Origin of the sequence: Streptomyces sp. GS7 (assembly GCF_009834125.1) — a bacterium.
Taxonomy (GTDB): Bacteria; Actinomycetota; Actinomycetes; order Streptomycetales; family Streptomycetaceae; genus Streptomyces.
In genome coordinates, this window is the sequence record NZ_CP047146.1 from 7931106 (window position 1) to 7958101 (window position 26996).

The window sequence follows — 26996 nt, forward strand, 5'->3', positions numbered from 1 at the left end:
GCGCCGGTCGTCCCGGCGGGCCTCAGGCCGCCGCCGACCGGTACTTGCGCACCGCCAGCGTCCGGAAGACCGCGATGATCAGTACGGACCAGAGCGCCGAGGCCAGCACCGGGTGCTGCATCGGCCAGGCATCCGGCACCGGATAGTGCGGCGGCAGGTTCCCGAACAGGTCGCGGCAGGCCATGACCGTCGCGCTGAACGGGTTCCAGTTCGCGATGGCCTGCAGGAACGAGGGCATGTTCTCCGACGGCACGAAGGCGTTGGAGATGAAGGTCAGCGGGAAGAGCCAGATCAGCCCGCCGGAGGTGGCCGCCTCGGGCGTACGGACCGACAGGCCGATCAGCGCGCCGATCCAGGAGAACGCGTAGCCGAGCAGGAGCAGCAGCGCGAAGCCGCCCAGCACCTGGGCGATGCTCTCGTGGCTGCGCCAGCCGATCAGCAGCGCGACCACCGCCAGCACCACCAGCGTCAGCGCGGTCTGCACCAGGTCGGCGAGGGTGCGGCCGGTGAGCACCGCGCCGCGGGACATCGGCAGGGACCGGAACCGGTCGACCAGACCCTTGTGCATGTCGTCGGCGATCCCCGCGCCGGCACCGGCCGTGGCGAAGGTGACGGTCTGTGCGAAGATGCCCGCCATCAGGAACTCGCGGTATCCGGAAGGGCTGAGGCCCGCACCCGGGACGTTGATGGAGCCGCCGAACACATAGCTGAACAGCACGACGAACATGACCGGCTGGATCAGCCCGAAAAGGACCACCTCGGGGATCCGCAGCATCCGGAGCAGATTGCGCTTGGCGACGACCAGGGAGTCGCGCACCGACTGCCCGATGCCGCCGCCCGGGCGCGGGCTCCGGACGTGGGCCTCGCTCCCGGCCGCTTCGGTCACCGCGGTCATTTCACTCCCGCCTTTCTGCCGGCCTCGCCGGCGGTACGCCCGGCGTCGTCCCCGTCCCCGTCGGTGCCGTTCTCGTCCGCCGCCTCGGCGGTGTGCCCGGTCAGCGAGATGAAGACGTCGTCGAGGGTCGGGCGGCGCAGCCCGATGTCGTCGATCTCCACCCCGCGGGTGTCCAGTTCGCGGATCACCTCGGCGAGCAGCTTGGCGCCGCCGGTCACCGGGATGGTGAGCTTGCGGGTGTGCGGTTCGACCGTGCCCTCCCCCTTGGCGAAGGCGCGCAGCACCTGGTCTGCGACGGTGAGGTGCTCGGGGGCGTGCACCACGACCTCGACCCGCTCGCCGCCGGTGCGCGCCTTGAGCTGGTCGGAGGTGCCGCGGGCGATGACCCTGCCGTGGTCGACGACGCAGATGTCGTGCGCCAGCCGGTCGGCCTCCTCCAGGTACTGCGTGGTGAGCAGCAGGGTGGTGCCGCCCGCGACCAGCTCCTGGATGACGTCCCACAGCGCCTGGCGGTTACGCGGGTCCAGGCCCGTCGTCGGCTCGTCCATGAACATCACGGGCGGGCTGACGACCAGCGCGGCGGCGAGGTCGAGCCGGCGGCGCATCCCGCCGGAGTAGGTCTTGGCGATGCGGTCGGCGGCGTCGGAGAGGCTGAACCGCTCCAGCAGCTCACCGGCCCGACGCCGGGCGTCGCGTCCGCTCATCTGGTAGAGCTGGCCGACCATCACCAGGTTCTCCCGGCCGGTCAAGTACTCGTCCACGGCCGCGAATTGGCCGGACAGGCCGATCGAACGGCGCACCGCGTCGGGGTGCGCGAGGACGTCGATGCCGGCGACCCGTGCCGTGCCCCGGTCGGGTCGGAGCAGGGTCGTCAGGACCCGTACGGCGGTGGTCTTGCCCGCACCGTTCGGGCCGAGCATTCCGAGGACGGTTCCTTCGGGGACGTCGAGGTCGACGCCGTCCAGTGCCCGCACTTCGCCGAAGGTCTTCACCAGGCCTTCGGCATAAATGGCGCCTGGCATATGGGTACCCCCATGATTTGGGTCAGTTCCAGGTCGAATACTACGTTTGGCGCTTTGGCGCAGCTGTCTACGCGATTTCGGCATTTCTCCCGCCGCGGGGCACCCTGGCGCGACGGCCCCCCGCGACCGTGCCGCTGCGCGCCGATGCTACTCCTGAACGCGATACATCGCGATACAAATGGCAGATTCGTTCGGCCGGCGCCGGTCCCTGCCGGATCAGTCCGCGACGACGTCGTACCCCGCCTCGCGGAGCGCGTCGCGGACCTCCGTGCAGTGGACGGGGCCCTTGGTCTCCAGGTGGAGTTCGACCTCGACCTCGGTGAGGCCCAGGCGCGGGTCGGTGCGGACGTGGCCGACGTCGATGACGTTGGCGTCCACGACCGACAGGATGCCGAGGAGGTTGGCCAGGGCGCCAGGGCGGTCGGTCAGCCGCAGCCGCAGCGAGAGGTAGCGGCCGGCGGCGGCCATGCCGTGGCGGAGGATGCGCTGCATCAGGAGCGGGTCGACATTGCCGCCCGAGAGCACCGCCACCACCGGCCCCTCGAAGGAGCGGGGCGCGGAGAGCAGCGCCGCCACCGGGCTCGCGCCGGCCGGCTCCACGACCAGCTTGGCGCGTTCGAGGCAGAGCAGCAGGGCGCTGGACAGCTCGTCCTCGGAGACCGTACGGACCTCGTCCACCAGGGCGTTGACGATCCCGAACGGCACATCGCCGGGCCGCCCGACCTTGATCCCGTCGGCCATCGTCGTCAGCGGCTCGACGGCCACCGGGTGCCCGGCCGCGAGCGAGGGCGGATAGCAGGCCGCGGCCGCCGCCTGCACGCCGACGACCTTCACATCCGGCCGCAGCGCCTTGACCGCGAGGGCGATGCCCGCCGCGAGCCCGCCGCCCCCGACCCCGACGACGACCGTCCGCACCTCCGGGCACTGCTCCAGGATCTCCAGGCCGACCGTGCCCTGGCCGGCGATGATGTCGCGGTGGTCGAAGGGGTGGATGAAGACCGCGCCGGTCTGCCGGGCGTACTCCTGGGCGGCGGCCAGCGTCTCGTCGACGACATGGCCGTGCAGCCGCACCTCGGCGCCGTACTCGCGGGTCGCCGCGACCTTCGGCAGCGGGGCGCCGACCGGCATGAACACCGTCGAGCGGACGCCCAGCAGGGACGCCGCCAGCGCCACCCCCTGCGCGTGGTTGCCCGCGCTGGCCGCCACCACACCGGCCGCCCGCTCCTGTGCGCTGAGCCCGGCGATGCGTACGTAGGCGCCGCGGATCTTGAACGAACCGGTGCGCTGGAGGTTCTCGCACTTGAGGTGGACCGGGGCGCCGACCAGCCCGGACAGATAGCGGCTGCCCTCCATGGCGGTGGCGCGGGAGACGCCGGAGAGCAGCTTGTGCGCCTCGCGTACGTCCTCGACCGTGATGCCGGCGAGCGGTTCCTCGGCGGCGGGCGCGGATCCGGTGGGCCCCTGCGGGACACCCGGCGTGTGGTCGGCCATGCGGCCAGTCTCGCAGTTCGGCCACGAACAGGCTTTTTTGGCCGGATGGCGGACACCCGCGGGCCGTGCGGTGCGCCGGGTATCCCGCAGGCGCCCGGTCGGGGACGGCAGCGGGCGGGCACCCGACCTGGAACGGCCCGCCCGCCCGCGGCCGTTCCGGCGCCCTTCACGCCGACGTGCCGTGCCGTGAACCCGTACGCAACGTGACCGCACGCGGCAGCGCCGGTACGGTCCGCGCCGGGTCCGCGTACGCTGTCACCCCATCCATACGCACCTCCATGAAGCGAGCCCCGGCCATGCCCACCTCTCCGGACATGACGACCCACACCGACCCCGCTCTCCTCGACGCGCTGCAGCACCAAGTGGCCGTCTTCGCCCGCCGCGCCGAACAGAGCCGGCTCGGCGGCGTCGGGCAGGCGCGGAACTCCATGGACCGCGCCGCCTATCTGCTGCTCAACCGCCTGGACCAGGAAGGCCCCATGGGCGTCAAGGCCCTGGCCTGCGGGATGGGCATCGACTCCTCCACGGTCACCCGGCAGGTCGCCCCGCTGGTCGACGCCGGGCTGGTCAGCCGCGCCACCCACCCCGAGGACGGCCGCGCGGTGGTGCTCGAACTGTCCGAGCGCGGCCATGCCCGCCTCGACGAGGTGCGGGCCTCCCGGCGGGCGCTGATGGCGCTGGTGACGGAGGAGTGGAGCGACGACGAACGCACCGCGTTCTGCACGCTCCTGACACGCTTCAACGCCTCCCTCGCCGACCTCACCGGACTCGCGCCGGGCGGCCCGGCCGCTCCGGTCGGACAGATCGGACAGGTCGGACCGGCTTCGTCCTGACGCGTACCGGGGGGCGGCCGGCCCGGCACACGGGCGGTCGACGCAGCACGCGTACGTGGGACGGGTGCCGACACGTACCGAGGTGGGGGCCGGTGCGTACAGAGGCGAAGGCCAGTGCGTACCGCGGCGGGGGGGGCCGGTGCGTACGAAGGCCGGTGTCGCCGCGCTCCCCGCGTGCCGGGGCGCCGCCCGCGAAGCGGAACGCCGTCGCACCCCTTGACCCCGCTCCCGGACTGCCGTGCCATAGGAGCCCAGGGCGTCGGATGCCCGTCATCCGGGAGGCGCGGTGGGAGAGCGGCGGTGGGCGCGGGAGCGGCGCCGGGACCGGGAGTTCGAGTTCTTCGCGGCGGGCGCGGCCGGCCGGCTGCTGCACCTCGCCGCCCTGCTGACCGGTGAGCCCGCCGCCCAACCCGTCCCGGCCGCCGAGGAGTTGCTGATCCGCGCGCTGGCGCGGACCTACGCCGCATGGGACCGGCTGCACGGCGAGGACCCGTACGAGCGGACCCGCCGGGAACTGGCCGCGCACTTCGCGCACACCGGCCGGCGGCACCGCCGACCGCGCGGCGGGCTGCTCTGTCGACTCACCCCGAAAGAGCGCCTGGTGCTGGTGCTACGGCATCACGAGGGCATCGCCGAGGAGCAGACCGCGGCCCAACTGGGCCTGCCCGCCGAGCGGGTGCACGAGCTGTGCCGGCACGCCGTCGCCGCACTGCGCAGCCCCCGCCCGGCACCGGCCGCGGCGCCGTGAACCCGACCGTCCCGGGCACACCGGAACCGCACCGGCCGGCGAGCGGACCGCCCGGGGCGGACCCGCCCGACTGGGGCCTCGCCGAGTGGGAACCGGCAGACCGGGAACCGGACTTCCGCGGTCCGCCGGGACCGGACCTCTGGGGCCCGCCGGAATGGCGGCTGCCCGACCGTACGGAGACCGAGGCGCGGCGGACGCTGCGGGCCGGGCCGCATCCGCCGGTACCGCCCGACCTGGCCGCACGGGCCGCCGCCCGCGGCCGCCGACTGCGGGACCGGCGCCGGGTGCTGCACCGCACCGGTACGCTGCTCGCCCTGCTGGCACTGACAACCCTGCTGATCTGGGCGGCAGTTGAGCAGCCCTGGCGTCCCCCGCCGGCCCGCACCACCCCTCCCGTGGAGGGGTGGTGACCAGGGGCCGGGGGCCATGGGCCGGGGACCGCTACCGGCTCAGCCCAGCGCCTGCGTGAGGTCGGCCAGCAGGTCGTCGGCGGACTCGATGCCGACCGACAGGCGGACCAGGTCGGAGGGCACCTCCAGCGCCGAACCGGCCGTCGAGGCGTGCGTCATCCGCCCCGGGTGCTCGATCAGCGACTCCACACCGCCCAGCGACTCCCCGAGGGTGAACAGCTCGGCGCGGTTGCAGACCTCCACCGCCGCCGCCTCGCCGCCCGCGACCTGGAACGACACCATGCCGCCGAAGGCCCGCATCTGCTTGGCGGCGATCTCGTGGCCAGGGTGCTCGGCCAGCCCCGGGTAGTAGACCCGGGTCACCTTCTTGTGGGAGGTCAGCAGCTCGGCGACGCGCGCCGCATTGGCGCTGTGCCGGTCCATCCGCACGGCCAGCGTCTTGATGCCGCGCATCACCAGCCAGGCGTCGAAGGGGCCGGCGATCGCGCCCATCGCGTTCTGGTGGTAGGCCAGTTCCTCACCGAGCGCGTCGTCGTTCACGACCAGCGCGCCGCCGACGACGTCCGAGTGCCCGCCCATGTACTTGGTCGTGGAGTACACCACCACGTCCGCACCGAGGGCGAGCGGCTGCTGGAGGTAGGGGCTGGCGAAGGTGTTGTCGACCACGAGCCTGGCCCCGGCGTCCCGCGCGACACCGGCCAGCGCCGCGATGTCGCTGATGCCGAGCAGCGGGTTGCTGGGCGTCTCCACCCAGATCACCTTCGTACGGGGCCGCACCGCGTCGCGTACGGCCCGCGGGTCGGAGGTGTCGGCAACCGACCACTCCACGCCCCACCGCTCGACGACCTTCGCGAACAGGCGGAACGTCCCGCCGTAGGCGTCATTGGGGATGACGACGTGGTCGCCGGGGGCGAGCAGGGTGCGCAGCAGGCAGTCCTCGGCGGCGAGGCCGGAGGCGAACGCCAGGCCGCGGCGACCGCCGTCGAGGGCGGCGAGGTTCTCCTCCAGGGCGGTACGGGTCGGGTTGGCACTGCGGCTGTACTCGTAGCCGCCGCGCAGCCCGCCCACTCCGTCCTGCTTGTACGTAGAGACCTGATAGATGGGCGGTACCACCGCGCCGGTGGCCTGGTCGGGCTCCTGACCTGCGTGGATGGCGAGGGTTTCGAAGTGCTGGTGGCGCTCGTCGCGCTGATCGCTCATGTCTGCCGAGGGTAGTCGGCCGCGCGGCCGAACTTTTCGGAACTTTCTGGTTCGCTGGATAGTGGATACATACGGGAGGCCGGACACCGGTTCGCATCCGGCACCCGCCACCGCGAACCGGCCGCCCGGCCCTCCGCTCGCCACCTCTCGACTTCTCCCCCCGCCCGCCCCTCCACTCCTCCACTCCTCCACTCCTCCACTCCTCCGCCCCTCCAACCGGGACACACCACATGGACGCTCTGCTGGTTCTCCTCGCCGCGATCACGCTCGGCGGTTTCGTCTTCCTGCCCTGGATGCGGCGCCGGCGGGCCGTACAGCACGCCCGGCAGGGCCTGGTGGTGGCCGGCGACCCGATGGCGGGCTACGGCTTCGTCCCCCTGGAAGAGCTGGACGTCCGACTGCCGGGCCCCGACCCCGAGCTGGACGAGGCACTGGCCGAGATGCGGCGGACGCACGACTGGCGCCCGGCCGCCGAACTGCTCCGGTCCACCGGCGACGACTGGGAGCGCCGCTGGCAGCGCGTGCAGTCGCTGGCCGGGGCCGCCGCCTTCGAACTGGCCGGGGACCCGGCAGGCGCTGGCGGCCGGCGGACCGGCGGCATCTGGCTGCGCACCTGGCGCGCCGAGGCGCCCAAGGACCCCGGCGGCGCCCAGACGCACGCCCAGTTCCTGGTCGTCCAGGCGCTCCGCGACCCCGGCTCGCAGGACTTCCGAATGATCCTGGAGGAGGCCCGGACGGTCTGCCGGGAGGCGGGCCTGCTGGCGCCCGGCAGCCCGATCCCGTACATCACCGAGCTGGCCGTCTCCCGCGGCCTGGGCGAGCGCCCCGCCGACTACGAGGAGCTGTGGTCCAAGGTCGCGCAGCGCGCGCCGCACCACATGGGCGCGCATCTGGCCGCGCTCCCGTACTGGTCGGAGAAGTGGCACGGCTCCCGCAAGGAGTCCGAAGCCTTCGCCGAGCGCGCCGCCTCCGGTGCCCCGGCGACGAGCCTGCTGCCGGCGCTGCCGCTGTTCGCGGTCTACGAGCACCTCCCCGAGGCCAACATGGTCCGCGGGCTCTACCAGAGCGCGGTCATCGAGCGCGCCATAGAGGGCGCGCACTTCGCGCTGCGCCAGGCCCCCGCCGACCACCCGATGGCGCCGCACGTGCGGCATCTGCTCGTCTGGTTCCTGGTCCGCGCCGAGCGCTTCGCCGAGGCGATGGAGCAGCTCCGCCTCGTCGACGGCCATGTGGGCGCCGTCCCATGGTCGTACGGGCGCAGCCCCGCCGCCGAGTACGCCGCGTACCGGGCACTGGCCATCGCCGGCTGGGAACAGCTCGGCGGGACGTCGGCGGACTTCCGACCCCGCGGGTAGCCAACGGGCCCGGCTCCGCCGTCCATCAGCAGCCCCCGAAGGAATGCCCACCCACCCCCACACGTTTCACCGGTACCCGCACCCGAACCCGCATCCACCCCCACACCCGAATCCGCACATCGCCCCACCCCCACCCCCGCCCCACGCCCGTGTCCGCCCCTCCCCCTGGAGCACGATCCTGATGCTGTTCTCCCGCTTCAAGACCCATCTCCCCACCCCCGAGGAAGCGCTTCCGGGCCGCCCCGAGCGGGACTTCGCCGTCCCCGACCGGCACACCGTCCTCGGCAACCCGCTGCTCGGCCCGTATCCCGAGGGCCTGGAGATCGCCGACTTCGGCCTGGGCTGCTTCTGGGGCGCCGAACGGAAGTTCCGGCAGACCGACGGCGTCTGGACCACCCTCGTCGGCTATCAGGGCGGCCACACCCCGCACCCCACCTACGAAGAGGTGTGCAGCGGCCACACCGGCCACACCGAGGCCGTCCGCGTCGTCTTCGACCCGGCCGTCGTCCCGTACACCGCGCTGCTGAAGCTCTTCTGGGAGTCCCACGACCCGACGCAGGGCTTCCGCCAGGGCAATGACGTCGGCACCCAGTACCGCTCCGCCGTCTACACCCACTCCCCCGCCCAGCAGCAGGCCGCCGAAGCCTCCCGCGACGCCTACCGCAAGGTCCTGACGTCCTCCGGCTACGGCGACATCACCACCGAGATCCTCCCCGCCGACGCCTCCCGCCCCTTCTACCCGGCGGAGGCTTACCACCAGCAGTATCTTTCGCGCAACATAAACGGCTACTGCGGGCTGGGCGGGACAGGCGTGAGCTGCCCTGTCGGCGTGGCCAAGGCCGACGACTGACGTCACCGCATGGGCTTCAGAATCTATGCACGCAGAGTGCGCGACGAGCAGTTGCCACTCACCCGACGGCACACGGCCCTGAGGTGTGCCGTCGGGCACTACTGCCCGCTCGGCTTCAACGCGACCTGGGCCTACCTGACTGCGACCGCACGCCCCTCCCCCGATCTCCGCAGGGACCCGGCGGCCCTGCTGCGCGCACTGCAGACCCTGGAAGACAGCCGAACACTCCGGCTCAACGAGATCGACGCCATCGCCACCCGACGCCACGCGGAGAAAGCAGCCGGCCGACGGACCCCACGCCCCACCGACACAACGCAGTTGCGGGGACCTCACTGGCCGAGCGAAACGGCGCCCTCCCGCCTGGGACTCGTCGCCGCCGTAGCCGACCGCCATACCGACTTCCGGCGCCTCCCCTACCCGGACGAAACGCTGTACCGCGACAGCGAGGCACCGCAACTGGCCGGCCTGCACTCCCACCTCGACGCCTACGCCACCACGTACCTCACGAACCTCGGCCACGTAGAAGCCCCGACACGGGACTCCCTGGCTCAGACCATCCGCGCAATCGAGCGCCTTGTCCGTCCGAGCTGCACGCCCCTCAACGGCTACCTGCTCATGTGGCTACGCTTCGCACACCTCGTTGCCTACGCCGCGGCGGCTCCTTATGGCCATGGAGCACTGCCTACCGCGGGCTCGGTGGGTCGGGCGTCAAGCTAAGTGGGCTATCCGGGGAGAGCTGGGGCGGGTCGTGCCCGACGGGAATCGCGCCGACCGATAGCTGAGACCGCCTGCCCGACGGCTTGATCCATGTCAAGCCGTGTTCATAGTCCTTTCAGATGCAGGGTGGTGATCACGGCAAGACGGGTGCGGCTGTCCCGTCACAAAAGATCTGGTCCGTGATCAGGGCTGCGACCTGCGGCGGCCAGATGGGTTGAGACGCCGAGATGGCGGTTTTCTCAGATGATCTGGTCCCGCAGCCGCTCGACCTACGGGCCGAGCCCGCCGATCGGCAGGTAGGGCTCGATGAACTTCCACTGCTCATCACTGAGTTGCCTGCGCATCACGCCCAGCGTTCTCCCGGGTTCCGTCGCCGTCCAAGGGCGGAACCCGAAGATTGATCACAACGTCACACAGACCCTAGTGGCCGGTGGCAAACCGGTCGGCGGCCTCGTCGATAACGTCGTCGGCCACCTCGTCCCGGGCCGTCAGACCGGCCGTCCACAGCGGCATCAGCCAGAACGTCACCAGGGCGACGACCAGAACGGCCGGCAGCGCACCCGCGGGGATCGTGCTGCCCACCCAGTGCAGCGCGCCGACGGCGAGGACCGCGCCGAAGAGCATGACGACGGAGATACGGTGGGCAAGGGCGTGGACCCGCTGCCGCTCGGCGAGTTGACGCTCGTCGAGGACGCGGGCGCGCAGTTCCAGCAGTCCGCGGGTGGAGCCGTTGATGATGCCCGTCGCTATGCACCACAGCGGCAGCACGACGAGCACTCCGGCTACCATCAGCCACGGCTGGCGCGCCGCGACACCGCCGATGTGCGTGGTCAACAGCCCTGCCGTCAGCGCGATATGCGCGGCGACGAAGGTGCGGCGGCGGGCGCTCGTGGCGTAATAGGGCCTGCCAGCCGGGTTGTTCATGATGGCGAGCATGCGCCGGTCATAGCGCGTGGGCGCTGCGGTCTGTCGTGCGGTCATGACTTCCTCCCGTAAACCTCGTCAGTGAGCGGCCGGAACGGCTCCAAGGAGAACAGCGCCTCGACCGGCAGCTCGAAGAACTTGGCGATCTTCAACGCCAGATCGAGGCTCGGGTTGTACTCGCCGCGCTCGATGTAGCCGATGGTCTGGTAGTGGGCACCGACGGCCTCGGCCAGACGGGCACGGGACACCTTGCGGTCTGCCCGGACCATCGCCAGTCTATTGTGCACCTGCTCGCTCATGTATAAGAAGTACTACATCTCGTTGGAGGTGCGCAATGTGTGTGAGTAGGGGGCCCGGTTCTGGAATGCGGTGTGGACCGCGGCGGGTGGGACTGCCGGGAGGCGCGCGGACGGGGCTGGGTGCGGATGCGGTTTCGCGCCCCCGTCCCGTCGTGGGCCGAAGGAGGCAGCCATGGCATGGCGCGACTTCTGGGACAGCCGCCGGTTCCGAGGGCCGCCCCGGTGGGCGCTGGCGTTCGCCTTGATCACATCCGGTAAGACAACACCTCTCAAACACGTCGGCGAACTACATCACCTGAGACCAGAAACGGGTCGGACCAGATCACCTGAGTCGCGGACCAGATCGCTGGAGACGGGACAGGGGCCCAACGCCGTGCAATGCCCTTGGCTGTTGCCCCGTCTCGGCGAAGATTGACCGATCTCACTGAAGCTTGACCTCGCTCGCGGCATACCTCTTCTGGACAGCCCCTGATCCGAGTGGATCACTCACAACCACGCTGCGTGTCTGGTTGGCTACAGGAAGGGGCGCGGCAGGCGCGTCCCCGTGACGCAGGAGGCAGTGATGAGCGCTACGGCGGACCGTGCGGAAGAGCGGACCAACCCTGCGGGGAGGCTGGGCTTCGAGCCTGGTCAGGTCGTCCAGGAGATCGGCTACGACGATGACGTCGACCTGGACCTCCGCGAGGGCATCGAGTCGCTGATCGGCCAGGACCTGGTCGACGAGGACTACGACGAGTCGCCGATGTCGTACTCCTGTGGTTCCGCGACGATGACGGCGACCCCACCGACGCCTTGGTCGACCCGATCGGACTGCTTGAAGACGGCGGCACGATCTGGCTCCTCACCCCGAAGAACGGCCGAGACGGATACGTCGAACCCAGCGACATCAATGACGCCGCACAGACCGCGGGTCTCTCCCCAGCCAAGGCCGTCAGCGTCGCCAAGGACTGGTCTGGCACCCGCCTCAAGAGCGGCAAGCGGTAACCATCCAGGCCCACCGGCCCGACCCGCCCTCGCGCCACCTAAACGCGGCGGCGGGCACGCGCGGTTAATCTCTGCTGAGACTAACGACGGGTTATCAACCTTCAGTGAGATCGGTCAACCTTCGGCACGGCAGCACAGCTGTTGGTCGGGCTCGTGGGTGTTGGAGCGGACCGCTTAAAGAGCGGCGGCCGTGGTTAGGCTCGGCGGTATGACGGACTTCGTGCAGGTGTCAACGGCGACAGAGGACCGCGAGGCAGCGGAGAAGCTCGCGCGGTCGGTGGTGGCGGCCCGGCTCGCGGCGGGGGCACAGATCATCGGGCCGGTGGTCTCGGTGTTCTGACATCAAGGGGAGTTCGGGACCGGGGAGGAATGGCAACTGCTGTTCAAGACGCGTGCCGACCGCTACGCCGACCTTGAGGCACATTTGCTGGAACACCACCCTTGGACGAACCCTGAGATCTCGGCCGTGCCGATCACCCAAGGTTCCGACACGTATCTGAGCTGGGTGGCCAAGACCACTGGACCCGATCAAGCGGTCTGAGAAGTCACCCCCTGGCCCTTTCCAGAGCCTCGGCTACCTGCGGCAGATCCCTGTGCAACGCCAGCTGCCGCAGAACGGGGGCAACGCGCTCGCGTGGGCGTACCGATGCCACTCCGGCGGAGAGGTCCAGGACGCGGCTGGTGAGGGTTGCGGCCTGCTCGACCTCTCCGGCGGCAAGATAGGAATCGCCTAGCCACGACAGGTAGAGAGCCTTGTCGCGGGCGTGAGCGTCATCGAACTTGGCAAGCACTTCTTGCACCAGCAGTACCTGGACAAGAACCCCGCCGGGTACTGCGGCATCGGCGGGACGGGCGTCAAGCTGAGTGCCCCGTCGGAGACGAACTGGGGTCGGTCCTGCCCCACGGGGATCGCGCCCGCCCCGGAAGTCACGGAGCAGTAGAACGCTCCAGGCGCCGGTCGGTCTCCACCACGCCCGCCAAGCCGGGACGGGCGCTGGTAGCCGTATTGCCTCTCCCTCACTCGTTCGAGCGGAGGGAGAGCACTCACGCCCGATACGCTGACGCACGGGACCAGAATCGCGCCCATGGGAGCAGCCATGACCACCTCCGCCGCTGGGCAGCCACTCATTCCCCAGCCCCCTGCCACGGTTGCCGCGCTGCGGCAGGCCATCAGTCAGATCGCGCCCGCAGCGCTGCCGGCGTTCACCCGCGAGTTGGACCAAGCGGCCGACCAGTCCCGGCAGGGCTCCGACCTGGCACCGCTCCAGCGGTTCATCGCCCAGTGGGCCGTCTATGTCCACATCCAGCGTCGGCCCGACGCTGCAGCGGACCTCCGCCGGTGGGAGGACACCGCCGCGTCGGGCGACGCGGCTCAGGCACGGCAGGCCGCCTCCGAGATCGGCAGGATCCTGGACGAAGCCCACGCCGCCGTCGGCCTCCCGACCCGGTGAGCGCTGGCTGGCGCTGGGAGTACGATCCCGACCACCGCCATGTATCGGACGGCATCCCCGTTCACGTGGTGGCGGAAGTGGAACGTCTGGCCGGCCAACTCGTCGACCTGGCAAGTACGGGCATCGACGTCAGCGACTTCGGCAACGGTCCCCGACCGGGCGGACTGCGTCGCATGGACGCCGCTGGCGGCTGGTTCTACTTCCTGGTGGCTCCGCGCGACCCGCTGATCATCATCGTCCGTATCGTGCCACCGTTCAACGCTCTGTAGCCATCACACCGAACATCTCTCGTGCCAGGGGCTGCCTGGCACGAGGGCATCGGCGGGACCGGCGTGTCCTGCCCGGTCGGCGTGGCTCCCGCCGAGGGCTGATCTCATAGCGGCTGGTCCCGTACCTGGTTGGGTACACGGTCGGCTGATGCCGATCCGTACCGACGCCCGGCGACGCGGTAGCGCTCGCGCCGGCGGGCGTCGGTATGTCGGGCGCAGCCCTGAGCGTCGTGCTACGGCTCTTCGGCGTCTTCCGCTGTGGTGAGAGTCAGCTGCCGCCACGCGGTGCGCCATGCCAACGCCAGTTCGTCCGGCGGGGGATGTCAGGCATCTCGATGCGTCCGGTAGCCCACAGCAGGGTCGACCACGGAGTACCGGTGATGGGAACGTCAGGGAACAGCCGCAGGAGAACTCGCTCGCTCAGGTCCTGCGGAGGCTCCCACGCGCACTGCAGGCCCTGAGCGATGTCGTGGGTATGGACGAGGGTTTCGACGACGCCCATCGCCGCGAACCCCTCCGGGTCGGATGCGCCGAAGACGTGCGGCGCCAGGACGGTGGGAGGTGCGGCGTCGACGGCGATTGCCAGCAGTCCGCCGCACGCCTTCACGACGGTCAGGAGTCCCTCGGGTCCTGCCTCTTCGTCGCCGAAGATGACGTTGGCCGGACCCTGGGGCCGATCACGAGAGACGCGTAGGGGCACGCGTGGCACGTCCATCGGCTGCGCGAGACCAAACCGCAGTGCGTAGGTGAACAAGTCATCCGCGAGGTGCTCCAGAGTCTCCCGGCATGTCCACTCCAGGCAGCCGGCCCGTCCATTCCAATGGGCCGCGGGGAGGCCGGTGAGGGCCTCGACACAGTGGGCCACGGCTTGCCGCACGTGACTCCCGCTCACCAGTGGCTGCGGTTCTACGGACTGTGGCATGCGGGAAGCCTACAAGGGCGTGCCGACGGCTGACTTCACGCTACTTCGCGCCCCTGCCCGCGACATGCGGGAGTCGGCGGCCATGACCGATTGAGGGCCCCGTTCGACGGGTTCGGCGGCGACAGCCCGGAGCCGGGCCCGTCGACGTTTCTCCTCGGCGCCCGGCTCTCGAACTCGCCGGCCGTGATGCCACTGTGGAACACGGACCACTCGGCTGCGGTAAAGCGCGGCGTCTCACGGAGAGTTGTTCTCGGAGCCACGTACCGCGATCGCGCCCGGTGTCCGTGTCATTCCGCGCTCCGAGGGGCAAGTGGGCCTGCATGGTGCCGTATTGACTCTGGTTGGCCTCTTTGACCTCTTCGCTTTTGCCAGCTCAGGGTGGCCGCACGCAAGTCGGCCCCGCACAGGCCGGTGCCCAGACTTGCCCATGGCGCCATAATGGTGCCATCATGACGTCATGGACCTCACTCCGTATGTCGACACTCTGCGGCGGGAACTGGCGGTGGCCGCCGAGGCCGGCGGGGAAGATGCTCGCGAGCTGGCCGAGCGGCTCACTGCTCCTTTGGAGTCGGCGACCCGTCTGACGATGCTCAATGTGCTCTCCGCCGCGATGGACGAGATCACTCGCGAGCTGGCGCCGGGCTCGGTCGACGTGCGGCTGCGGGGGCTGGATCCCGACTTCGTGGTGACGCCGCCGCCGGTCGGTGGTGGCGCCTCCGTGGAGCCGGTCGTGCCCGTCGAGGCGGTCGGGGGGCCGGCGCCCGCCGATGGCGATGAGGGTGGCACCGCTCGGGTCAATCTGCGGTTGCCGGCCCACCTCAAGGCGCGTGCGGAGGAGGCCGCGAGTCGCGAGGGCCTGTCGGTCAACGCGTGGCTGGTGCGGGCGGTGTCGGCCGCGGTCGGCGGCGGCACGCGGCCGCGTACGACGGAGCAGGCCCGCACCACCGGACAGGGCTTCACGGGCTGGGTGCGCTGACCGCGCCAGCGCCAGCGCCAGTGCCCGCATCGCACCCGCACCCGCACCCGCACCCGCACCCGCACCCGCACCCGCACCCGCACCCATCGTCCGTACCCGCCGCCCGTGCCCGCTCCGCTGCGCCCACACCGCGTCCCACAGGGACGGCCACTCCACGTCCCACGGGGGACGTCCAAGGACTTATGAGGACAGTAGAGCCATGCCTTCTTTCGACACTCCCGAAGCGATTTCCGCCACCGCGCACGTGACCGCCGGCTCCATCCGGTTCGCCGCCGGCGACCGCCTCGACACGGTCGTCGAGGTACGACCCCGCGACCCCAAGCGCGAGTCGGACGTACGAGCCGCCGACCAGACCGAAGTCACCTACGCGAGCGGCGCCCTGAGCGTCAGGACGCCCAAGCAGCGCTACTTCGTCGGCCGCACCGGCACCGTCGACGTGACCGTCGAACTGCCCACCGGCTCGCACATCGACACCACCGGCTCCTGGACCCAGGTCCTGGGCGAGGGCCGGCTCGGCGAGGTCCGCGTCAAGACCTCCACCGGCGACGTCCGCCTCGACACCACCGGGCCGGTGCAACTGACCGTCTCCCACGGCTCGATCGCCGTCGACCGCATCGAGGGCATGGCCGAGATCACCACCAGCTCCGGCAGCCTGCGCGTCGGCACCGTCAACGGCCCCGCCGTCCTGAAGAACTCGCACGGCTCCACCACCGTCGGCGCAGCCATCGGTGACCTGCGGGTCAGCGGCGCCAACGGCGACATCGACATCACCCGCGCCGAAAGCTCGGTCACCGCCACCACCGCCCACGGCACCCTGCGCGTCACCGAAGTCACCCGCGGCACCATCCAGTTGGAGACCTCCTACGGCGCCATCGACATCGGCATCCACGAAGGCACCGCCGCCTGGCTCGACGTCAGCTCCAGCCACGGACAGGTGCGCAACACCCTCGCCGCCTCCGAAGCCCCGCCGGAGACCGAGGACACCGTCAAGGTCCACGCCCGCACCCGCTACGGCAACATCGACATCCGCCGCGCCCGACCCTGAGACCCGAAACCCCGTTAACCGACCCACCCCAGGAGCACTCCCCGCCGAGGCGGTGGATGTCGAGGGCGAGAAGCCCGTCATCCCCACCGAGTGGCACCACTATGGCGCCCCCGCACTGGCCCCAGGCCGGTACGGGGGCGTTTGCATGTGACGTACGTCTGGATGCACGTCTGGATGTGCGTCCAGGCGCACATCCGGATGTAGATCCCTGCAGGTCAGACACGGTGGCACGACTCCCGAACGAAGAATGGTGCCATTCCGGCTCGCAATGGCGCCATTGATGTGCCATCATGGTGACGCGAGCACGGCGCGACACGACATCCCGTGGATTGCGTCAGACATTCGCCAGGCACTCGCCAGACACGCACCAGGCATGCGCCATTCCTGCTCCATTCCTGCTCCGTTCCTGCGCCACGGCCCTTCGGCCGCTTCCGTCCCCGTCCTCCGGGTTCGCCAGTCCCCCGGACTCCCTGAAGAAAGGCCCGCCCACCATGAACACCGCGACCCAGGTGTCCACCACCGCGCGAGCGGCCGCGATCTCCGCGAGCGGCCTGCGCAAGTCGTACGGCGACAAGGTGGTGCTCGACGGCATCGATCTGCGGATCCCCGAGGGCACGATCTTCGCCCTGCTCGGGCCCAACGGCGCCGGCAAGACCACCACCGTGGAGATCCTCTCCACGCTGATCACCGCCGACTCGGGCCAGGCCCGGATCGCGGGCATCGACGTGGCCGCCGACGCCGGCTCGGTGCGCCGCCTGATCGGCGTCACCGGTCAGTTCGCCGCCGTCGACGGGCTGTTGACCGCCGAGGAGAACCTGTTCCTCATGGCCGACCTGCACCACCTGGGCAAGCGCGAGGGCCGCCGTCGCGCCGCCGAGCTCCTGGAGCGGTTCGAGTTGGCCGAGGCGGCCCGCAAGAACGTCGCCACGTTCTCCGGCGGTATGCGCCGCAAGCTCGACCTGGCGATGACCCTGGTCGGCCGGCCGCGGATCATCTTCCTCGACGAGCCGACCACCGGCCTCGACCCGCGCAGCCGCCGCGTCATGTGGGAACTCATCCGGGACCTGGTGACGGATCAGGGCGTGACCGTCTTCCTCACCACGCAGTACCTGGAGGAGGCCGACCAACTCGCCGACCGCATCGCCGTGCTGGACCACGGCAGGCTGGTCGCCGAAGGCACCTCCGACGAACTGAAGCGCCGGATACCGGGCGGCCATGTCCGCCTCCGGTTCTCCGACGAGGCCCATCTCGCCACGGCGGCCGGCGTCTTCGGCGTGGCCGCCCGCGACGACGAGTCGCTCAGCCTGCGGATCCCCGGCGACGGCACCCTCACCCATCTCCGTGCCGTCCTCGACGCCCTCGACAGCACCGGCGCGCAGGCCGAGTCGCTCACCGTGCACACCCCCGACCTCGACGACGTCTTCCTCACCCTCACCGGCCAGCAGAACGCCCCCGCTCTCCCCAACTCGCAGAAGGAGTCGGCCCGATGAGTGCCGCGACCGCCACCGCACCGGCCACCCCCACCCGCTCGTACGCCCTGCGCGACGCCATGACGATGCTGCGCCGCAACCTCACTCACATGCGGCGCTACCCGTCGATGACGATCTCGATCGTCACGATGCCGATCCTGATGCTGCTGCTGTTCGTGTACGTCTTCGGCGGGGCGCTCGGCACCGGCATCGGGGCGGGCGCCGACCGCGGTGCCTACGTCAACTACGTGGTCCCCGGCATCATCCTGATGTCCGCGACCTCCGGGGCCGTCGCGACCGCCGTGTCCGTCTGCACCGACATGACGGAGGGCATCATCAACCGCTTCCGTACGATGTCGATCTCACGCGGCTCCGTGCTCACCGGCCATGTCCTCGGCAGCGTCATCCAGGTCACCGCGGTCGTCGTCCTGGTCATGGGCGTCTCCCTCGCGATCGGCTTCCGGCCCGTTGCCGCACCCGCCGACTGGATCGCCGCGTTCGGCCTGCTGGTCTTCCTGGCCTTCGGTCTGGGCTGGCTCTCCGCCGCGATGGGCATGGGCGCCAGGACCGTCGAGTCCGCGTCCAACGCCCCGCTGCCGCTGACCTTCCTGCCCTTTCTCGGCAGCGCGGTCGTCACCCCGGACTCCATGCCGACCGGCCTGCGCTGGTTCGCCGAGTACCAGCCCTTCACGCCGATCAACGAGACCCTGCGCGGCCTGCTGCTCGGCACCCCGATCGGCAACCAGGGCTGGATCGCGCTGGCCTGGTGCACGGGCCTCAGCCTGGTCGGCTACCTCTGGTCGCGCGCCGTGTTCAACCGCGAGGTCACGCGCTGACCACGACGAGGGCGATGGCAAGGGGCGGCTCCCGGAATCCCCGGGAGCCGCCCCTTCACGTGAGCTGGGGAAGTGCCGTGCCTGGGGGCACCTCCCAGCGGCAGCCGGGGAAGCGCCGCGGCCCCGGCCAGGACCCGTCGGACAGGCCCTAGGACTCCCCGTCCGGCGGGGTGCGGCCCAGGCGGGCCCGGTCCGCCGCGGCGGTGCCCTGGTGCCAGCCGGCCGCGTCGCGCACCCCGCGCAGGCGGACCGGGGCGGTGTCCGGGAAGAGGGCGCCGGCGGTCTCGTCGACGGCGAGGGCGCGGGCGGCGAGGGCCGGGAGGAGGCGGTCCGGCGCCGGGGACTCGGCGGACGCGGCGGCGGTGGCGGCTTCCGTGGCCGCGGCGAGCCGGGTGCGGATGCGGTCCGCGTAGGCGACGAGGAAGGTCTGGCGGAAGTCGCGGGTACGCCGGGAGCGGCCGCGGGCGTGGTGGTCGTCGCCCGCGCGGTTCATGGCGGAGGTGGCCTGGAGGAGCAGTGAGGTGTAGAGGAGTTCGGCGGCCTCCAGGTCGGGCGGGAAGCCGATGACGGTGGAGAAGCCGACGTCGGAGGCCCAGACGGCCTGGCAGCGGTTGGCCGCCGCGACGGCGTCGAGGAGCAGGGCCTTGGCCTGTTCGTAGGGTCCTTCGATGCCGATGCGGATCGCCGCGGGGCCGTCGGCGGTCCCGGCTCCCCGGGGGTCGCCGGCGCCGGCGAGCAGGGCCTCGTCGATGCTGTGACGGGCCATCAGTTCCTGGGCCTTGGCGGACAGCGCCTCGGCCTCCTCCGCGAAGGTGGTGGCCTCGGCCTTGGCCAGCAGGCCGCGGATCCGGCCCAGCGCGCGGGAGGCGGCGGCGCTCCCTCCGTGGGCGCCCGCCGCGGACGCGGCGGAGGGGTGGGGCGGCGGCGGGAGCGGGGTGATACGGGGCAGCCGCGCGATCAGCCGCAGCACGGCCAGCACGTCGTACGCGGTCTCGAAGCGGGAGGTGCGCCGGCGGGCGGCCAGCGCGTCGAGGTAGCCGCGGTCGGCGTCCCACCAGACGCGCGCGCCGAGGCGGTCCAGCTGGGCCTGCCAGCGGGGGTCGTGGGGTGCGCCGGCCGCGGGACGGCGGGCCTCCTCGGCGGCGACGGCGTCGACGGCCAGCGCCGCCAGTGTGGCGTCAGGGGCGTCCCGCCGGACCATCCGCTCCAGGTCCGCGGGCTGCCAGCCGCCCACCCAGCACCGCCGTACGGCGTCCGCCGCGGCGGCCAGCAGGGCCCCGCTCACGGCCTCCCATCCGGGCGCCGCGGCGGCCAGCACCGAGGCTCCAGCCTCCATGGCGTCCTCGGCCGCCGCCCCGTCCGCCGCGTAGCGGACCCGGCCCAGGACGCCGCCGACCAGTTCGGCGGCCGCGTCGGCGGGCGGGGTGGCGCGGGTGCCCCGGCCGTCGCGCCGGCTGCCTCTTGCGTGCTCGCTCACCCGGTCACTGTACGGAGGGCCCGGGTGGCTGCCGCCAGGGCCTCCGTCAGCGCCGCGCGGACCGCCTCGTCCGCCACCCAGGCGGTGTCCCGTCAGACGCCGATGCCGTCGTCGCCCAACGCCTCGACCAGCAGCGGGAGATGGCCGCGGGCCACGCCCGGATCGGTACGCGCCAGGGCGTGCGAGGCGGCCTTCCGCACCTGGAGGTCGGCGCCGCCGGCCGCACACCGCTCGCCGCCCCGTGCGGTACGTACAGCACGACGCCCGGCGCGCCGCGATCACGGCGACGCCGGGCGTCGTTCAGGTCCGGTCACCCCGCCGGGGGGGGGGGCGGTCAGACGGCGCTGCCCGCGACCCACTGGGTCCAGGACATGTTCCATCCGTTGAGCCCGTTGTCCGGCTGGATGGTCCGGTCCGGGGAGTTGATCACCTTGACGACGTCGCCGAGCTGCGAGTTGTTGAAGAACCACGCGCCGTCGGTCGACTGGTCCTTGGCGCCCTGGACGTCCTGGAGGCCGATGCAGCCGTGGCTGGTGTTGACCTTGCCGAAGACACCCTTGCCCCAGTAGTTGCCGTGGATGAAGGTGCCGGAGTTCGACAGCCGCATGGCGTGCGGGACGTCGGGGATGTCGTACTCGCCCTTGCCGTCCTTCTTGGTGAGGCCGACGGTCGCGCCGTTCATCCGGGTCTGCTGGTACTTCTCGGAGATGACCATCTGGCCGTTGTAGGTCGGGTGGTCCTTGTCGCCGGACGAGATCGGGACGGTCCTGAGCACCTTGCCGTCGCGCACCACGGTCATCATGTGCGTCTTGGTGTCGACGGTGCTGACCTGCGAGTGGCCGACGGTGAAGTCGACGGTCTTGTTCTGGACGCCGTGGACGCCGGGGGACGCCGCGACGCCGTTGAGGCCGAGCTTCATGGTGACGTGCGAGTTCGGCTTCCAGTAGTCCTTCGGGCGGAAGTCCAGCCGCTTGTCGCCGAACCAGTGGCCGACGACCTGCTGGTTGCTGCTCGACACCACGCTGATCGCGGACTGGACGGCCGCGCGGTTCCTGATCGGCTTGTCGAAGTTGATCGACACCGGCATGCCGACGCCGACGGTCGATCCGTCCTCCGGCGTGAAGTGCCCGATGAACATGTTCGCCGGGGACCCGGTGCTGAAGGTCGAGTTCGCCACGGCCTTGCGGCCCTTGGAGTCCACGGCCTGTGCGGTGATCTTGTACGCGGTCGAGTGGGCCAGCGCCTGCTGGGGCCGCCAGGAGGTGCCGTCGGCGGACAGGGTGCCGGCGACCGTCCGGCCGCCGTTCACCGTGGCCATGGTCACGTCGGTGAGCTTGCCGCCACTGACCGTCACCTTGGTGCCGCCGGTGCCGACGTCGGTCGCGCCGTCCCCCGGCACGATGTCGATGTTCGCCTGCGAGGCCGCCTGGGAGGCCGCGTCGTCCACCTGCTGGGTGCTCTCGTGGTGGCCGGCGTTCGCGGCGTCACTGTGGTCGGCGGCGCTGCTGGTACCACCCGCGGCGACCGTGAGTACGCCCCCGAGCAGCGCGGCACTGGCTATCAGGCCCTTGCGGCGCTTGCTGTCCGTCATCACACGCTTCTCCATTGCTACAGATTGCGAAAAATCCCCGAGCGAGCCGCCAACTGAACGCAGGCATATCTGGACGCAGGCATTCCGGCCGACTCCCTGTGAACGCCTTTTCCGATTCACCCGTTCCGCCCCTCGGAGGAATGTGGGGAAGGCCACTCAATGCGGCAAAAAGGCCAATATTCGGGAATTGCTCCAGATCGTGCCACACCCCCCGCCGTCCGACCATGGCCGGCGTCACAGTCCCCGACGGCGTATAACGACGCTCCGCCCATCACGTCATCGGCCCCCGTACGGCGGGGTGCCGTACGGGGGCCGCGGGGTGGTCGTCGCGTGGTCGCCGGGCGGTGGGTGCGCCGCCGGCCGGCGGGGCGGGGACGGGGGCGGCGGTCGCCCGGTCAGCCCTCCCCGTCCGCGTCGTCGGCCAGATCCCACTCCGCCGCGTCCCACTCGGCGTCGGGGTCGTAGTCGGTCATCTCCTCGCTGCTCCAGGAAGCCTGCGCGAGTTCGGTACCGGGCACTCTGGTGACCAGGTCGAAGGGATCGACGAGGTGGGCCAGCGCCTCCGCCGGATCGTCTCTCACCGTTTCCTCGGACTGCCGGCGCTCTTCTTCCGGGAGCGTCGGGTCGGCGTTGATGTGGTCGAGAGCGGCGCCGGTCAGCTGGTCGGCGTCGGTGATCTCCATGACCAGTTCGACGTGAAGCCGCACAAAACGTGATGTCTCACCATTGCTCATAGCACGGAGCGTAAGCACGTACGGGTCCCGACTTCCCCGCGACCCGCGGCGGTCACTAACATCTGCGGTCAACGGCCAATTCGCCGAACCCACAAGGGGGATAGCTTTCGTGACCGCACGACGACCACTACTGACCGCCGCTGCCGCGGGATCGGTGCTGCTCGCCCTGTGGTTCGTGCCGTCCGCCAACGCGATCGTGGGAGATGACGGAGCGACACATTCCGGTCTGCGGACGGCCTCCGCACCGGCCCGTGCCGGCCGGGCGGAACTCTCCGGGACACCCGGCCGATCGGGTGCCGCGGACGGCCGGGCCGGCCACCCGGGCGGCGCCGCACGGGACCGGCAGAGCGCCGAGAGCCACTCCACCACCACGCACCCCGGCGGCACCGCGCCCGACGGCGGCCGGGGGCACCGCCTCGCCGACACCGGCAGCCCGGACACCACGCCGTACGTGATCGGCGGCGCCGCCTGCCTGGCGCTCGGCGCCGCGCTGGTCAGCTACTCGGTACGCCGCACCCGCGACGAAGCCGTCTGAGCCCGCGCGCGGACCCGGACGACCCGCCGACGGCGGCCCGTCCGGCCGCGGTCCGTCCGGCCGCGGTCCGTCCGGCCGCGGTCCGTCCGGCCGCGGTCCGTCCGGCCGCGGTCCGGCGCGTCATCCCGCCGGACCGCCTGCCGGACCGCACTCCTGACGGAGCGTCACACCAGCGGCCCGGTCACCGACTCGGCGGCGTCCACCAGCTTCCCGTCCCGGACGAAGGCGTACGCGGCCTCCAGGTCCGGCGCCAGGAAGCGGTCCTCGCCCGGCCCCTGGACGCCCGCGGCGCGTATGGCGTCCACGACGGCGCGGGTGGCCGGCGCCGGGGTCAGGCCCTGGCGCATCTCGATGGCGCGGGTCGCCGCGTAGAGCTCGACGGCGAGGACCCGGGTCAGGTTGTCGACCGCGGTCCGCAGCTTGCGGGCCGCCGACCAGCCCATCGAGACATGGTCCTCCTGCATCGCGGAGGACGGGATGGAGTCCACCGACGCCGGCGCGGCCAGCCTCTTCAGCTCGCTGACCAGCGCGGCCTGGGTGTACTGGGCGATCATCAGGCCCGAGTCCACGCCGGGGTCCCCGGCCAGGAAGGCGGGCAGCCCGTGCGAGCGGTTCTTGTCCAGCAGCCGGTCGGTGCGGCGCTCCGCGATCGAGCCCAGGTCGGCGGCGGCGACGGCCAGGAAGTCCAGGACGTAGGCGACCGGTGCGCCGTGGAAGTTCCCGTTGGACTCGACGCGGCCGTCGGGCAGCACGACCGGGTTGTCGACGGCGGCGGCCAGCTCGCGGTCGGCGACCAGGCGGGCGTGGTCGAGGGTGTCCCGGCCGGCGCCGGCGACCTGCGGGGCGCAGCGGATCGAGTACGCGTCCTGAACGCGCGGGGCGTCGTCCTGGTGGTGGCCGGTGAAGCCGGATCCGGCCAGCACCTTCAGCATGTTGGCGGCCGAGGCGGCCTGGCCGGGGTGCGGCCGGATGGCGTGCAGCTCGGGGGCGAGGACCTTGTCCGTGCCGAGCAGCGCCTCCAGGGAGAGGGCCGCGGTGACGTCCGCGGAGGTGAACAGCCGGGCGAGGTCGGCGCAGGCCATCACCAGCATGCCGAGCATGCCGTCGGTGCCGTTGAGGAGGGCCAGCCCCTCCTTCTCGCGCAGCTCGACGGGGGCGATGCCGTGCTCCGCGAGCAGCTCGCCGGAGGGCCGTACGACGCCGTCGGGGCCCTCCGCCTCGCCCTCGCCCATCAGCGTCAGCGCGCAGTGCGAGAGCGGCGCGAGGTCGCCGGAGCAGCCGAGGGAGCCGTACTCGTGCACGACCGGGGTGATGCCGGCGTTCAGGAGGGCGGCCATGGTCTCGACGACCAGCGGGCGGACGCCGGTGTGCCCGGAGGCCAGGGTCTTCAGCCGCAGGAACATCAGGGCGCGGACCACCTCGCGCTCCACCCGCGGGCCCATGCCGGCCGCGTGCGAGCGCACGATGTTGCGCTGGAGCTGGGCGCGCAGCTCGGGGCTGATGTGGCGTACGGCGAGCGCGCCGAAGCCGGTGGAGACGCCGTAGACCGGGTCCGGTTTGGCGGCGAGCTCGTCGATGAAGGCGCGGGAGGCGGCGACGGCCGTGCGGGCCTCCTCGGACAGCTCGATCCGGGCCGCGCCGCGGGCCACCGCGATGACGTCCTGTGCGGTGGTGCCGGACGTCCCCAGCACCACAGTGTGCATATCCATATTCAGGCACCCTAGAGACTGAATCGCTGGATGTCACCACCCGATTTCCGGATCACCCCTTACCGATCACCGCCCCCGGGACACCCCTCCGCCGCCGCGCCCCGGCAGCTCATCTCCGGAACCGCCGGCGCTCCGGCCCCGGCGGCGGCTCCGGCGAGTCCGCCAGCCGTACGACCGGGTCGTCCGCCCCGCCGTGCCGCCCGGCCACCACCGGCTCCCCCGACTTCGCCGCCTTGGCCCGGTACTGCGCGGCGTCCGCGAGCCGGAAGAGCCGGCGCGCGCTGGGCACCGCGCCGATCGGGTCGCCGGTCGAGGCGACCCCCACCGCGACCCCCTCGCCCAGGTCCAACTCACCTGCCCGGTCGCACAGTTCACCGGCCACCTTGACCACCTCGTCGGACCGCGGCCCGACCGCCAGCAGACAGAACTCGTCCCCGCCGAGCCGCGCCGCGAGGGTGCCCGGCAGCATCGCCCCGCACAGCGACAGCACCGAACCGAAGCGCTCCAGCAGTCGGTCGCCGACCGCATGGCCGCGCGAGTCGTTCACCCGCTTCAGCCCGTTCAGGTCGCACACCACCAGGCTGACCACCGCCCCCTCCGCGCGGTGCAGCTCCAGCGCCTCGTCCAGCCGCATGTCGACGGCCCGGCGGTTGGCGAGGCCGGTCAGCGCGTCGGTGAAGGCCAGCAGCCGGGCCTCCGCCAGGCGTTCGGTCTGCGCGATGCCCGCGGCCGTGACCGCGGCGAGCACGGTCGCGAAGTCGGCGTCCGCCCGCCGGAACACCGGCTCCCCGGCCCGCCGCGCCACATACAGCTCGCCCCACGCCCGGCCGTGCAGCACGATCGGCGCCACCACGCAGCAGCCCCGGCCGCGGCGGCGCAGCGCGGCCACCCTCTGGTGGTTGTAGCGGCCCTCCGCGGGCGGCACGCCGCCGGGCTCGCCCTCGGCCACCTCCACCCAGGCGTTGGGCTCGCCGCCGCCCGCCCACTGCTCGTGCAGAAAGCCGACGATCTCCGGGAACTCGTGCACCGGATACGTCTCGTCGTCCGGGAACTCCGTCTCCCCCGGGGCGAGTTCGCCGACATTGGCCAGCACCCGGAGCTGCCCCAGCTCACGCTCCCACTGCGAGATCGCCGCGAAGGAGCCACCCAGAGCCTGGCGCGCCCCCTGCGCCGCCGCCCGCGCCGAGTCGCACGGCGTGTGCACGGCGGCCATCGCCTGGGCCAGCTCCACCACGGCCCGCAGCCTCGCATCGCCCTCGCCCTCGCCCGTCACCGGATCCTCGCATTCCGTCACCGTGAGCACGCTCTGTACTACAGCGTAGGAATGATTGGCCCGATTCGCCCCTTCCGGCGGAGAACCGACACTCTCAGGGGCGACCGCCGGACCGCCGAGCCCCCGGCGGCGCCCCAGGGCCCGCCCGGCGGGTCGGGCGCCGGCCTCACTCCCCGGGCCAGTCCGGCTCCCGCTTCTCGTTGAAGGCCGCGACGCCCTCCGCCCGGTCGCCCGAGAACGCCACGCTCCGCCAGGCGCCGTCCTCAAGATCCAGCCCGGTCCGCAGATCCAGCCCGTGCCCGAGCCGCAGGGCGCGCTTCGCCGCGCGCAGCCCCACCGGCGAGTTGCGGGCGATCCGGCCCGCCAGCGCCAGCGCCTCGGCCCGGTCCTCGCCGTCCGCCACGAGCTGGTCGACCAGCCCCAGCCCGGCCGCCTCGGCCGCCGGCACCCGCCGGGCGGTGAACACCAGCTCGGCGGCGCGTGCCGCACCCACCCGGCGCGGCAGCAGCTGCGTGCCCCCGCCGCCCGGGATGACGCCCACCGACACCTCCGGCAGTCCGACCACCGCCGTGCCGTCCGCGACGATCAGGTCGCAGGCCAGCGCCAGCTCGTAGCCGCCGCCGAGCGCGAAGCCGTGGACGGCGGCGATGGTGGGCATCGGCAGTTCCAGTACGCCCGTGTAGGCGGCGCGGGTGCGCGGGCGCTGGCGCATCAGGTCCGCGTCCGTGAAGGAGTTGCGCTCCTTGAGGTCGGCGCCCACACAGAACGCCCGCTCATGGGTGGAGCTGAGCACCACCGCCCGTACGGACGGGTCGGCGGCCAGCGCGGCGCACGCCTCGGCCAGCGCCTCCGCCATGGCCGTGGACACCGCGTTCATCGCCTTCGGCCGGTCCATCACCAGCTCCGCCACGAAGCCGTGGCGCTCGACGCCGACCCATTCATCCGCCCCGTACCGCTGCATACAGCCCTCCCGCATCCGAT

26 protein-coding genes and 3 pseudogenes are annotated in these 26996 nt (G+C 71.8%); 16 read left to right on the forward strand and 13 right to left on the reverse strand.

Going from position 1 to position 26996, the window contains the following annotated elements; genetic code table 11:
* Positions 1-22: 22 nt before the first annotated feature.
* The 3 genes from GR130_RS34380 to ilvA form a co-directional block, all read right to left on the reverse strand.
* Positions 23-895, reverse strand: coding sequence for an ABC transporter permease (locus tag GR130_RS34380; protein ID WP_159508324.1), 873 nt, complete (start codon positions 893-895; stop codon positions 23-25).
* Positions 892-1917 carry an ATP-binding cassette domain-containing protein gene (locus GR130_RS34385; protein WP_159508325.1) on the reverse strand — a complete coding sequence of 342 codons (1026 nt, stop codon included), beginning with the start codon at positions 1915-1917 and terminating at the stop codon, positions 892-894. The genes GR130_RS34380 and GR130_RS34385 overlap by 4 nt, the downstream gene beginning before the upstream one ends.
* Positions 1918-2133: 216 nt before the next feature.
* Positions 2134-3408 (reverse strand): threonine ammonia-lyase, encoded by a 1275-nt coding sequence (ilvA, locus tag GR130_RS34390; RefSeq protein ID WP_159508326.1) that lies wholly within the window; start codon positions 3406-3408, stop codon positions 2134-2136.
* 296 nt (positions 3409-3704) lie between these two features.
* On the opposite strand from ilvA, the gene GR130_RS34395 reads away from it, so the two are divergent.
* The 3 genes from GR130_RS34395 to GR130_RS42125 all read left to right on the forward strand — a co-directional run bounded on the left by GR130_RS34395 (position 3705) and on the right by GR130_RS42125 (position 5399).
* Positions 3705-4241, forward strand: a complete 537-nt coding sequence (locus tag GR130_RS34395) for a MarR family winged helix-turn-helix transcriptional regulator (RefSeq protein WP_159510395.1) — start codon at positions 3705-3707, stop codon at positions 4239-4241.
* Between the two features lie 286 nt (positions 4242-4527).
* A complete protein-coding gene (locus tag GR130_RS34400; RefSeq protein WP_159508327.1) occupies positions 4528-4989 on the forward strand; it encodes a sigma factor-like helix-turn-helix DNA-binding protein in 462 nt (153 codons plus the stop codon).
* Positions 4986-5399 (forward strand): hypothetical protein, encoded by a 414-nt coding sequence (locus GR130_RS42125; RefSeq protein WP_443043715.1) that lies wholly within the window; start codon positions 4986-4988, stop codon positions 5397-5399. Before GR130_RS34400 ends, GR130_RS42125 begins: the two co-directional genes overlap by 4 nt.
* A gap of 39 nt (positions 5400-5438) precedes the next feature.
* Here GR130_RS42125 and GR130_RS34410 read toward each other — a convergent pair whose 3' ends face one another.
* On the reverse strand, positions 5439-6599 hold the full coding sequence (locus GR130_RS34410) for a cystathionine gamma-synthase (protein ID WP_159508328.1): 1161 nt from the start codon (positions 6597-6599) through the stop codon (positions 5439-5441).
* A gap of 230 nt (positions 6600-6829) precedes the next feature.
* Here GR130_RS34410 and GR130_RS34415 point away from each other — a divergent pair, with 230 nt between their 5' ends.
* The 3 genes from GR130_RS34415 to GR130_RS34425 all read left to right on the forward strand — a co-directional run bounded on the left by GR130_RS34415 (position 6830) and on the right by GR130_RS34425 (position 9521).
* Complete coding sequence (locus tag GR130_RS34415) at positions 6830-7954, forward strand: hypothetical protein (protein ID WP_159508329.1); 1125 nt, start codon at positions 6830-6832, stop codon at positions 7952-7954.
* Between the two features lie 181 nt (positions 7955-8135).
* A complete protein-coding gene (gene msrA, locus GR130_RS34420) occupies positions 8136-8804 on the forward strand; it encodes a peptide-methionine (S)-S-oxide reductase MsrA (RefSeq protein ID WP_159508330.1) in 669 nt (222 codons plus the stop codon).
* 36 nt (positions 8805-8840) lie between these two features.
* On the forward strand, positions 8841-9521 hold the full coding sequence (locus tag GR130_RS34425) for a hypothetical protein (RefSeq protein WP_159508331.1): 681 nt from the start codon (positions 8841-8843) through the stop codon (positions 9519-9521).
* A 420-nt stretch (positions 9522-9941) separates the two neighbouring features.
* Here the strand turns inward: GR130_RS34425 and GR130_RS34430 are convergent, their stop codons facing one another.
* Together GR130_RS34430 and GR130_RS34435 are read right to left on the reverse strand one after the other, a co-directional pair.
* Positions 9942-10502: a hypothetical protein gene (locus GR130_RS34430; RefSeq protein ID WP_159508332.1), complete on the reverse strand. Its 561-nt coding sequence runs from the start codon at positions 10500-10502 to the stop codon at positions 9942-9944.
* Positions 10499-10744 carry a helix-turn-helix transcriptional regulator gene (locus GR130_RS34435; protein ID WP_159508333.1) on the reverse strand — a complete coding sequence of 82 codons (246 nt, stop codon included), beginning with the start codon at positions 10742-10744 and terminating at the stop codon, positions 10499-10501. The genes GR130_RS34430 and GR130_RS34435 overlap by 4 nt, the downstream gene beginning before the upstream one ends.
* Positions 10745-11306: 562 nt before the next feature.
* On the opposite strand from GR130_RS34435, the pseudogene GR130_RS34440 reads away from it, so the two are divergent.
* The 5 genes and pseudogenes from GR130_RS34440 (at position 11307) to GR130_RS34460 (ending at position 13448) form a co-directional block, all read left to right on the forward strand.
* Positions 11307-11728: pseudogene (locus GR130_RS34440) on the forward strand (DUF3052 domain-containing protein).
* Between the two features lie 208 nt (positions 11729-11936).
* Positions 11937-12269 (forward strand): annotated as a pseudogene (gene cutA, locus GR130_RS34445) (divalent-cation tolerance protein CutA).
* Between the two features lie 256 nt (positions 12270-12525).
* A pseudogene (locus GR130_RS34450) lies at positions 12526-12669 on the forward strand (peptide-methionine (S)-S-oxide reductase MsrA); the annotation flags it as partial.
* Positions 12670-12825: 156 nt separating this feature from the next.
* Entirely contained in the window at positions 12826-13179 is a 354-nt protein-coding gene (locus GR130_RS34455) for a DUF6247 family protein (RefSeq protein ID WP_159510397.1), read from the forward strand.
* Positions 13176-13448, forward strand: coding sequence for a hypothetical protein (locus GR130_RS34460; protein ID WP_159508334.1), 273 nt, complete (start codon positions 13176-13178; stop codon positions 13446-13448). Before GR130_RS34455 ends, GR130_RS34460 begins: the two co-directional genes overlap by 4 nt.
* A gap of 268 nt (positions 13449-13716) precedes the next feature.
* Here GR130_RS34460 and GR130_RS34465 read toward each other — a convergent pair whose 3' ends face one another.
* A complete protein-coding gene (locus GR130_RS34465) occupies positions 13717-14370 on the reverse strand; it encodes a maleylpyruvate isomerase N-terminal domain-containing protein (protein ID WP_159508335.1) in 654 nt (217 codons plus the stop codon).
* 457 nt (positions 14371-14827) lie between these two features.
* On the opposite strand from GR130_RS34465, the gene GR130_RS34470 reads away from it, so the two are divergent.
* The 4 genes from GR130_RS34470 (at position 14828) to GR130_RS34485 (ending at position 18696) form a co-directional block, all read left to right on the forward strand.
* Positions 14828-15346, forward strand: a complete 519-nt coding sequence (locus GR130_RS34470; protein ID WP_159508336.1) for a toxin-antitoxin system HicB family antitoxin — start codon at positions 14828-14830, stop codon at positions 15344-15346.
* Positions 15347-15545: 199 nt separating this feature from the next.
* Positions 15546-16391 (forward strand): DUF4097 family beta strand repeat-containing protein, encoded by an 846-nt coding sequence (locus GR130_RS34475; RefSeq protein WP_159508337.1) that lies wholly within the window; start codon positions 15546-15548, stop codon positions 16389-16391.
* Between the two features lie 491 nt (positions 16392-16882).
* Positions 16883-17881: an ATP-binding cassette domain-containing protein gene (locus GR130_RS34480; RefSeq protein ID WP_159508338.1), complete on the forward strand. Its 999-nt coding sequence runs from the start codon at positions 16883-16885 to the stop codon at positions 17879-17881.
* Positions 17878-18696 carry an ABC transporter permease gene (locus GR130_RS34485; RefSeq protein ID WP_159508339.1) on the forward strand — a complete coding sequence of 273 codons (819 nt, stop codon included), beginning with the start codon at positions 17878-17880 and terminating at the stop codon, positions 18694-18696. The genes GR130_RS34480 and GR130_RS34485 overlap by 4 nt, the downstream gene beginning before the upstream one ends.
* Before the next feature lie 148 nt (positions 18697-18844).
* Here the strand turns inward: GR130_RS34485 and GR130_RS34490 are convergent, their stop codons facing one another.
* The 3 genes from GR130_RS34490 to GR130_RS34500 all read right to left on the reverse strand — a co-directional run bounded on the left by GR130_RS34490 (position 18845) and on the right by GR130_RS34500 (position 22498).
* Positions 18845-20173 carry a DUF2786 domain-containing protein gene (locus GR130_RS34490; protein WP_236573792.1) on the reverse strand — a complete coding sequence of 443 codons (1329 nt, stop codon included), beginning with the start codon at positions 20171-20173 and terminating at the stop codon, positions 18845-18847.
* A 334-nt stretch (positions 20174-20507) separates the two neighbouring features.
* On the reverse strand, positions 20508-21764 hold the full coding sequence (locus GR130_RS34495; protein ID WP_159508340.1) for a L,D-transpeptidase: 1257 nt from the start codon (positions 21762-21764) through the stop codon (positions 20508-20510).
* A gap of 395 nt (positions 21765-22159) precedes the next feature.
* Positions 22160-22498 carry a hypothetical protein gene (locus tag GR130_RS34500; protein ID WP_236573793.1) on the reverse strand — a complete coding sequence of 113 codons (339 nt, stop codon included), beginning with the start codon at positions 22496-22498 and terminating at the stop codon, positions 22160-22162.
* A 109-nt stretch (positions 22499-22607) separates the two neighbouring features.
* Between GR130_RS34500 and GR130_RS34505 the strand changes: the two genes are divergently transcribed.
* Positions 22608-23033: a hypothetical protein gene (locus tag GR130_RS34505; RefSeq protein WP_159508341.1), complete on the forward strand. Its 426-nt coding sequence runs from the start codon at positions 22608-22610 to the stop codon at positions 23031-23033.
* 164 nt (positions 23034-23197) lie between these two features.
* On the opposite strand, the gene hutH is transcribed toward GR130_RS34505, so the two are convergent.
* The 3 genes from hutH to GR130_RS34520 all read right to left on the reverse strand — a co-directional run bounded on the left by hutH (position 23198) and on the right by GR130_RS34520 (position 26976).
* Entirely contained in the window at positions 23198-24742 is a 1545-nt protein-coding gene (hutH, locus tag GR130_RS34510; RefSeq protein ID WP_159508342.1) for a histidine ammonia-lyase, read from the reverse strand.
* Between the two features lie 109 nt (positions 24743-24851).
* On the reverse strand, positions 24852-25955 hold the full coding sequence (locus tag GR130_RS34515; RefSeq protein ID WP_159510400.1) for a GGDEF domain-containing protein: 1104 nt from the start codon (positions 25953-25955) through the stop codon (positions 24852-24854).
* A 226-nt stretch (positions 25956-26181) separates the two neighbouring features.
* Positions 26182-26976 carry an enoyl-CoA hydratase/isomerase family protein gene (locus tag GR130_RS34520; protein ID WP_426794736.1) on the reverse strand — a complete coding sequence of 265 codons (795 nt, stop codon included), beginning with the start codon at positions 26974-26976 and terminating at the stop codon, positions 26182-26184.
* Positions 26977-26996 lie beyond the last annotated feature (20 nt).

What these genes read in the sequence shown, in the direction of transcription:
- ilvA (WP_159508326.1), bottom strand. Translation starts at nt 3,408, where the DNA reads ATGGCCGACCACACGCCGGGTGTCCCGCAGGGGCCCACCGGATCCGCG.
- hutH (WP_159508342.1), bottom strand. Translation starts at nt 24,742, where the DNA reads ATGGATATGCACACTGTGGTGCTGGGGACGTCCGGCACCACCGCACAG.
- GR130_RS34470 (WP_159508336.1), top strand. Translation starts at nt 14,828, where the DNA reads ATGGACCTCACTCCGTATGTCGACACTCTGCGGCGGGAACTGGCGGTG.
- GR130_RS34435 (WP_159508333.1), bottom strand. Translation starts at nt 10,744, where the DNA reads ATGAGCGAGCAGGTGCACAATAGACTGGCGATGGTCCGGGCAGACCGC.
- GR130_RS34455 (WP_159510397.1), top strand. Translation starts at nt 12,826, where the DNA reads ATGACCACCTCCGCCGCTGGGCAGCCACTCATTCCCCAGCCCCCTGCC.
- GR130_RS34380 (WP_159508324.1), bottom strand. Translation starts at nt 895, where the DNA reads ATGACCGCGGTGACCGAAGCGGCCGGGAGCGAGGCCCACGTCCGGAGC.
- GR130_RS34515 (WP_159510400.1), bottom strand. Translation starts at nt 25,955, where the DNA reads ATGGCCGCCGTGCACACGCCGTGCGACTCGGCGCGGGCGGCGGCGCAG.
- GR130_RS34480 (WP_159508338.1), top strand. Translation starts at nt 16,883, where the DNA reads ATGAACACCGCGACCCAGGTGTCCACCACCGCGCGAGCGGCCGCGATC.
- GR130_RS34520 (WP_426794736.1), bottom strand. Translation starts at nt 26,976, where the DNA reads ATGCAGCGGTACGGGGCGGATGAATGGGTCGGCGTCGAGCGCCACGGC.
- GR130_RS34385 (WP_159508325.1), bottom strand. Translation starts at nt 1,917, where the DNA reads ATGCCAGGCGCCATTTATGCCGAAGGCCTGGTGAAGACCTTCGGCGAA.
- GR130_RS34395 (WP_159510395.1), top strand. Translation starts at nt 3,705, where the DNA reads ATGCCCACCTCTCCGGACATGACGACCCACACCGACCCCGCTCTCCTC.
- GR130_RS34475 (WP_159508337.1), top strand. Translation starts at nt 15,546, where the DNA reads ATGCCTTCTTTCGACACTCCCGAAGCGATTTCCGCCACCGCGCACGTG.
- msrA (WP_159508330.1), top strand. Translation starts at nt 8,136, where the DNA reads ATGCTGTTCTCCCGCTTCAAGACCCATCTCCCCACCCCCGAGGAAGCG.
- GR130_RS34485 (WP_159508339.1), top strand. Translation starts at nt 17,878, where the DNA reads ATGAGTGCCGCGACCGCCACCGCACCGGCCACCCCCACCCGCTCGTAC.
- GR130_RS34430 (WP_159508332.1), bottom strand. Translation starts at nt 10,502, where the DNA reads ATGACCGCACGACAGACCGCAGCGCCCACGCGCTATGACCGGCGCATG.
- GR130_RS34500 (WP_236573793.1), bottom strand. Translation starts at nt 22,498, where the DNA reads ATGAGCAATGGTGAGACATCACGTTTTGTGCGGCTTCACGTCGAACTG.
- GR130_RS34465 (WP_159508335.1), bottom strand. Translation starts at nt 14,370, where the DNA reads ATGCCACAGTCCGTAGAACCGCAGCCACTGGTGAGCGGGAGTCACGTG.
- GR130_RS34495 (WP_159508340.1), bottom strand. Translation starts at nt 21,764, where the DNA reads ATGACGGACAGCAAGCGCCGCAAGGGCCTGATAGCCAGTGCCGCGCTG.
- GR130_RS34410 (WP_159508328.1), bottom strand. Translation starts at nt 6,599, where the DNA reads ATGAGCGATCAGCGCGACGAGCGCCACCAGCACTTCGAAACCCTCGCC.
- GR130_RS34415 (WP_159508329.1), top strand. Translation starts at nt 6,830, where the DNA reads ATGGACGCTCTGCTGGTTCTCCTCGCCGCGATCACGCTCGGCGGTTTC.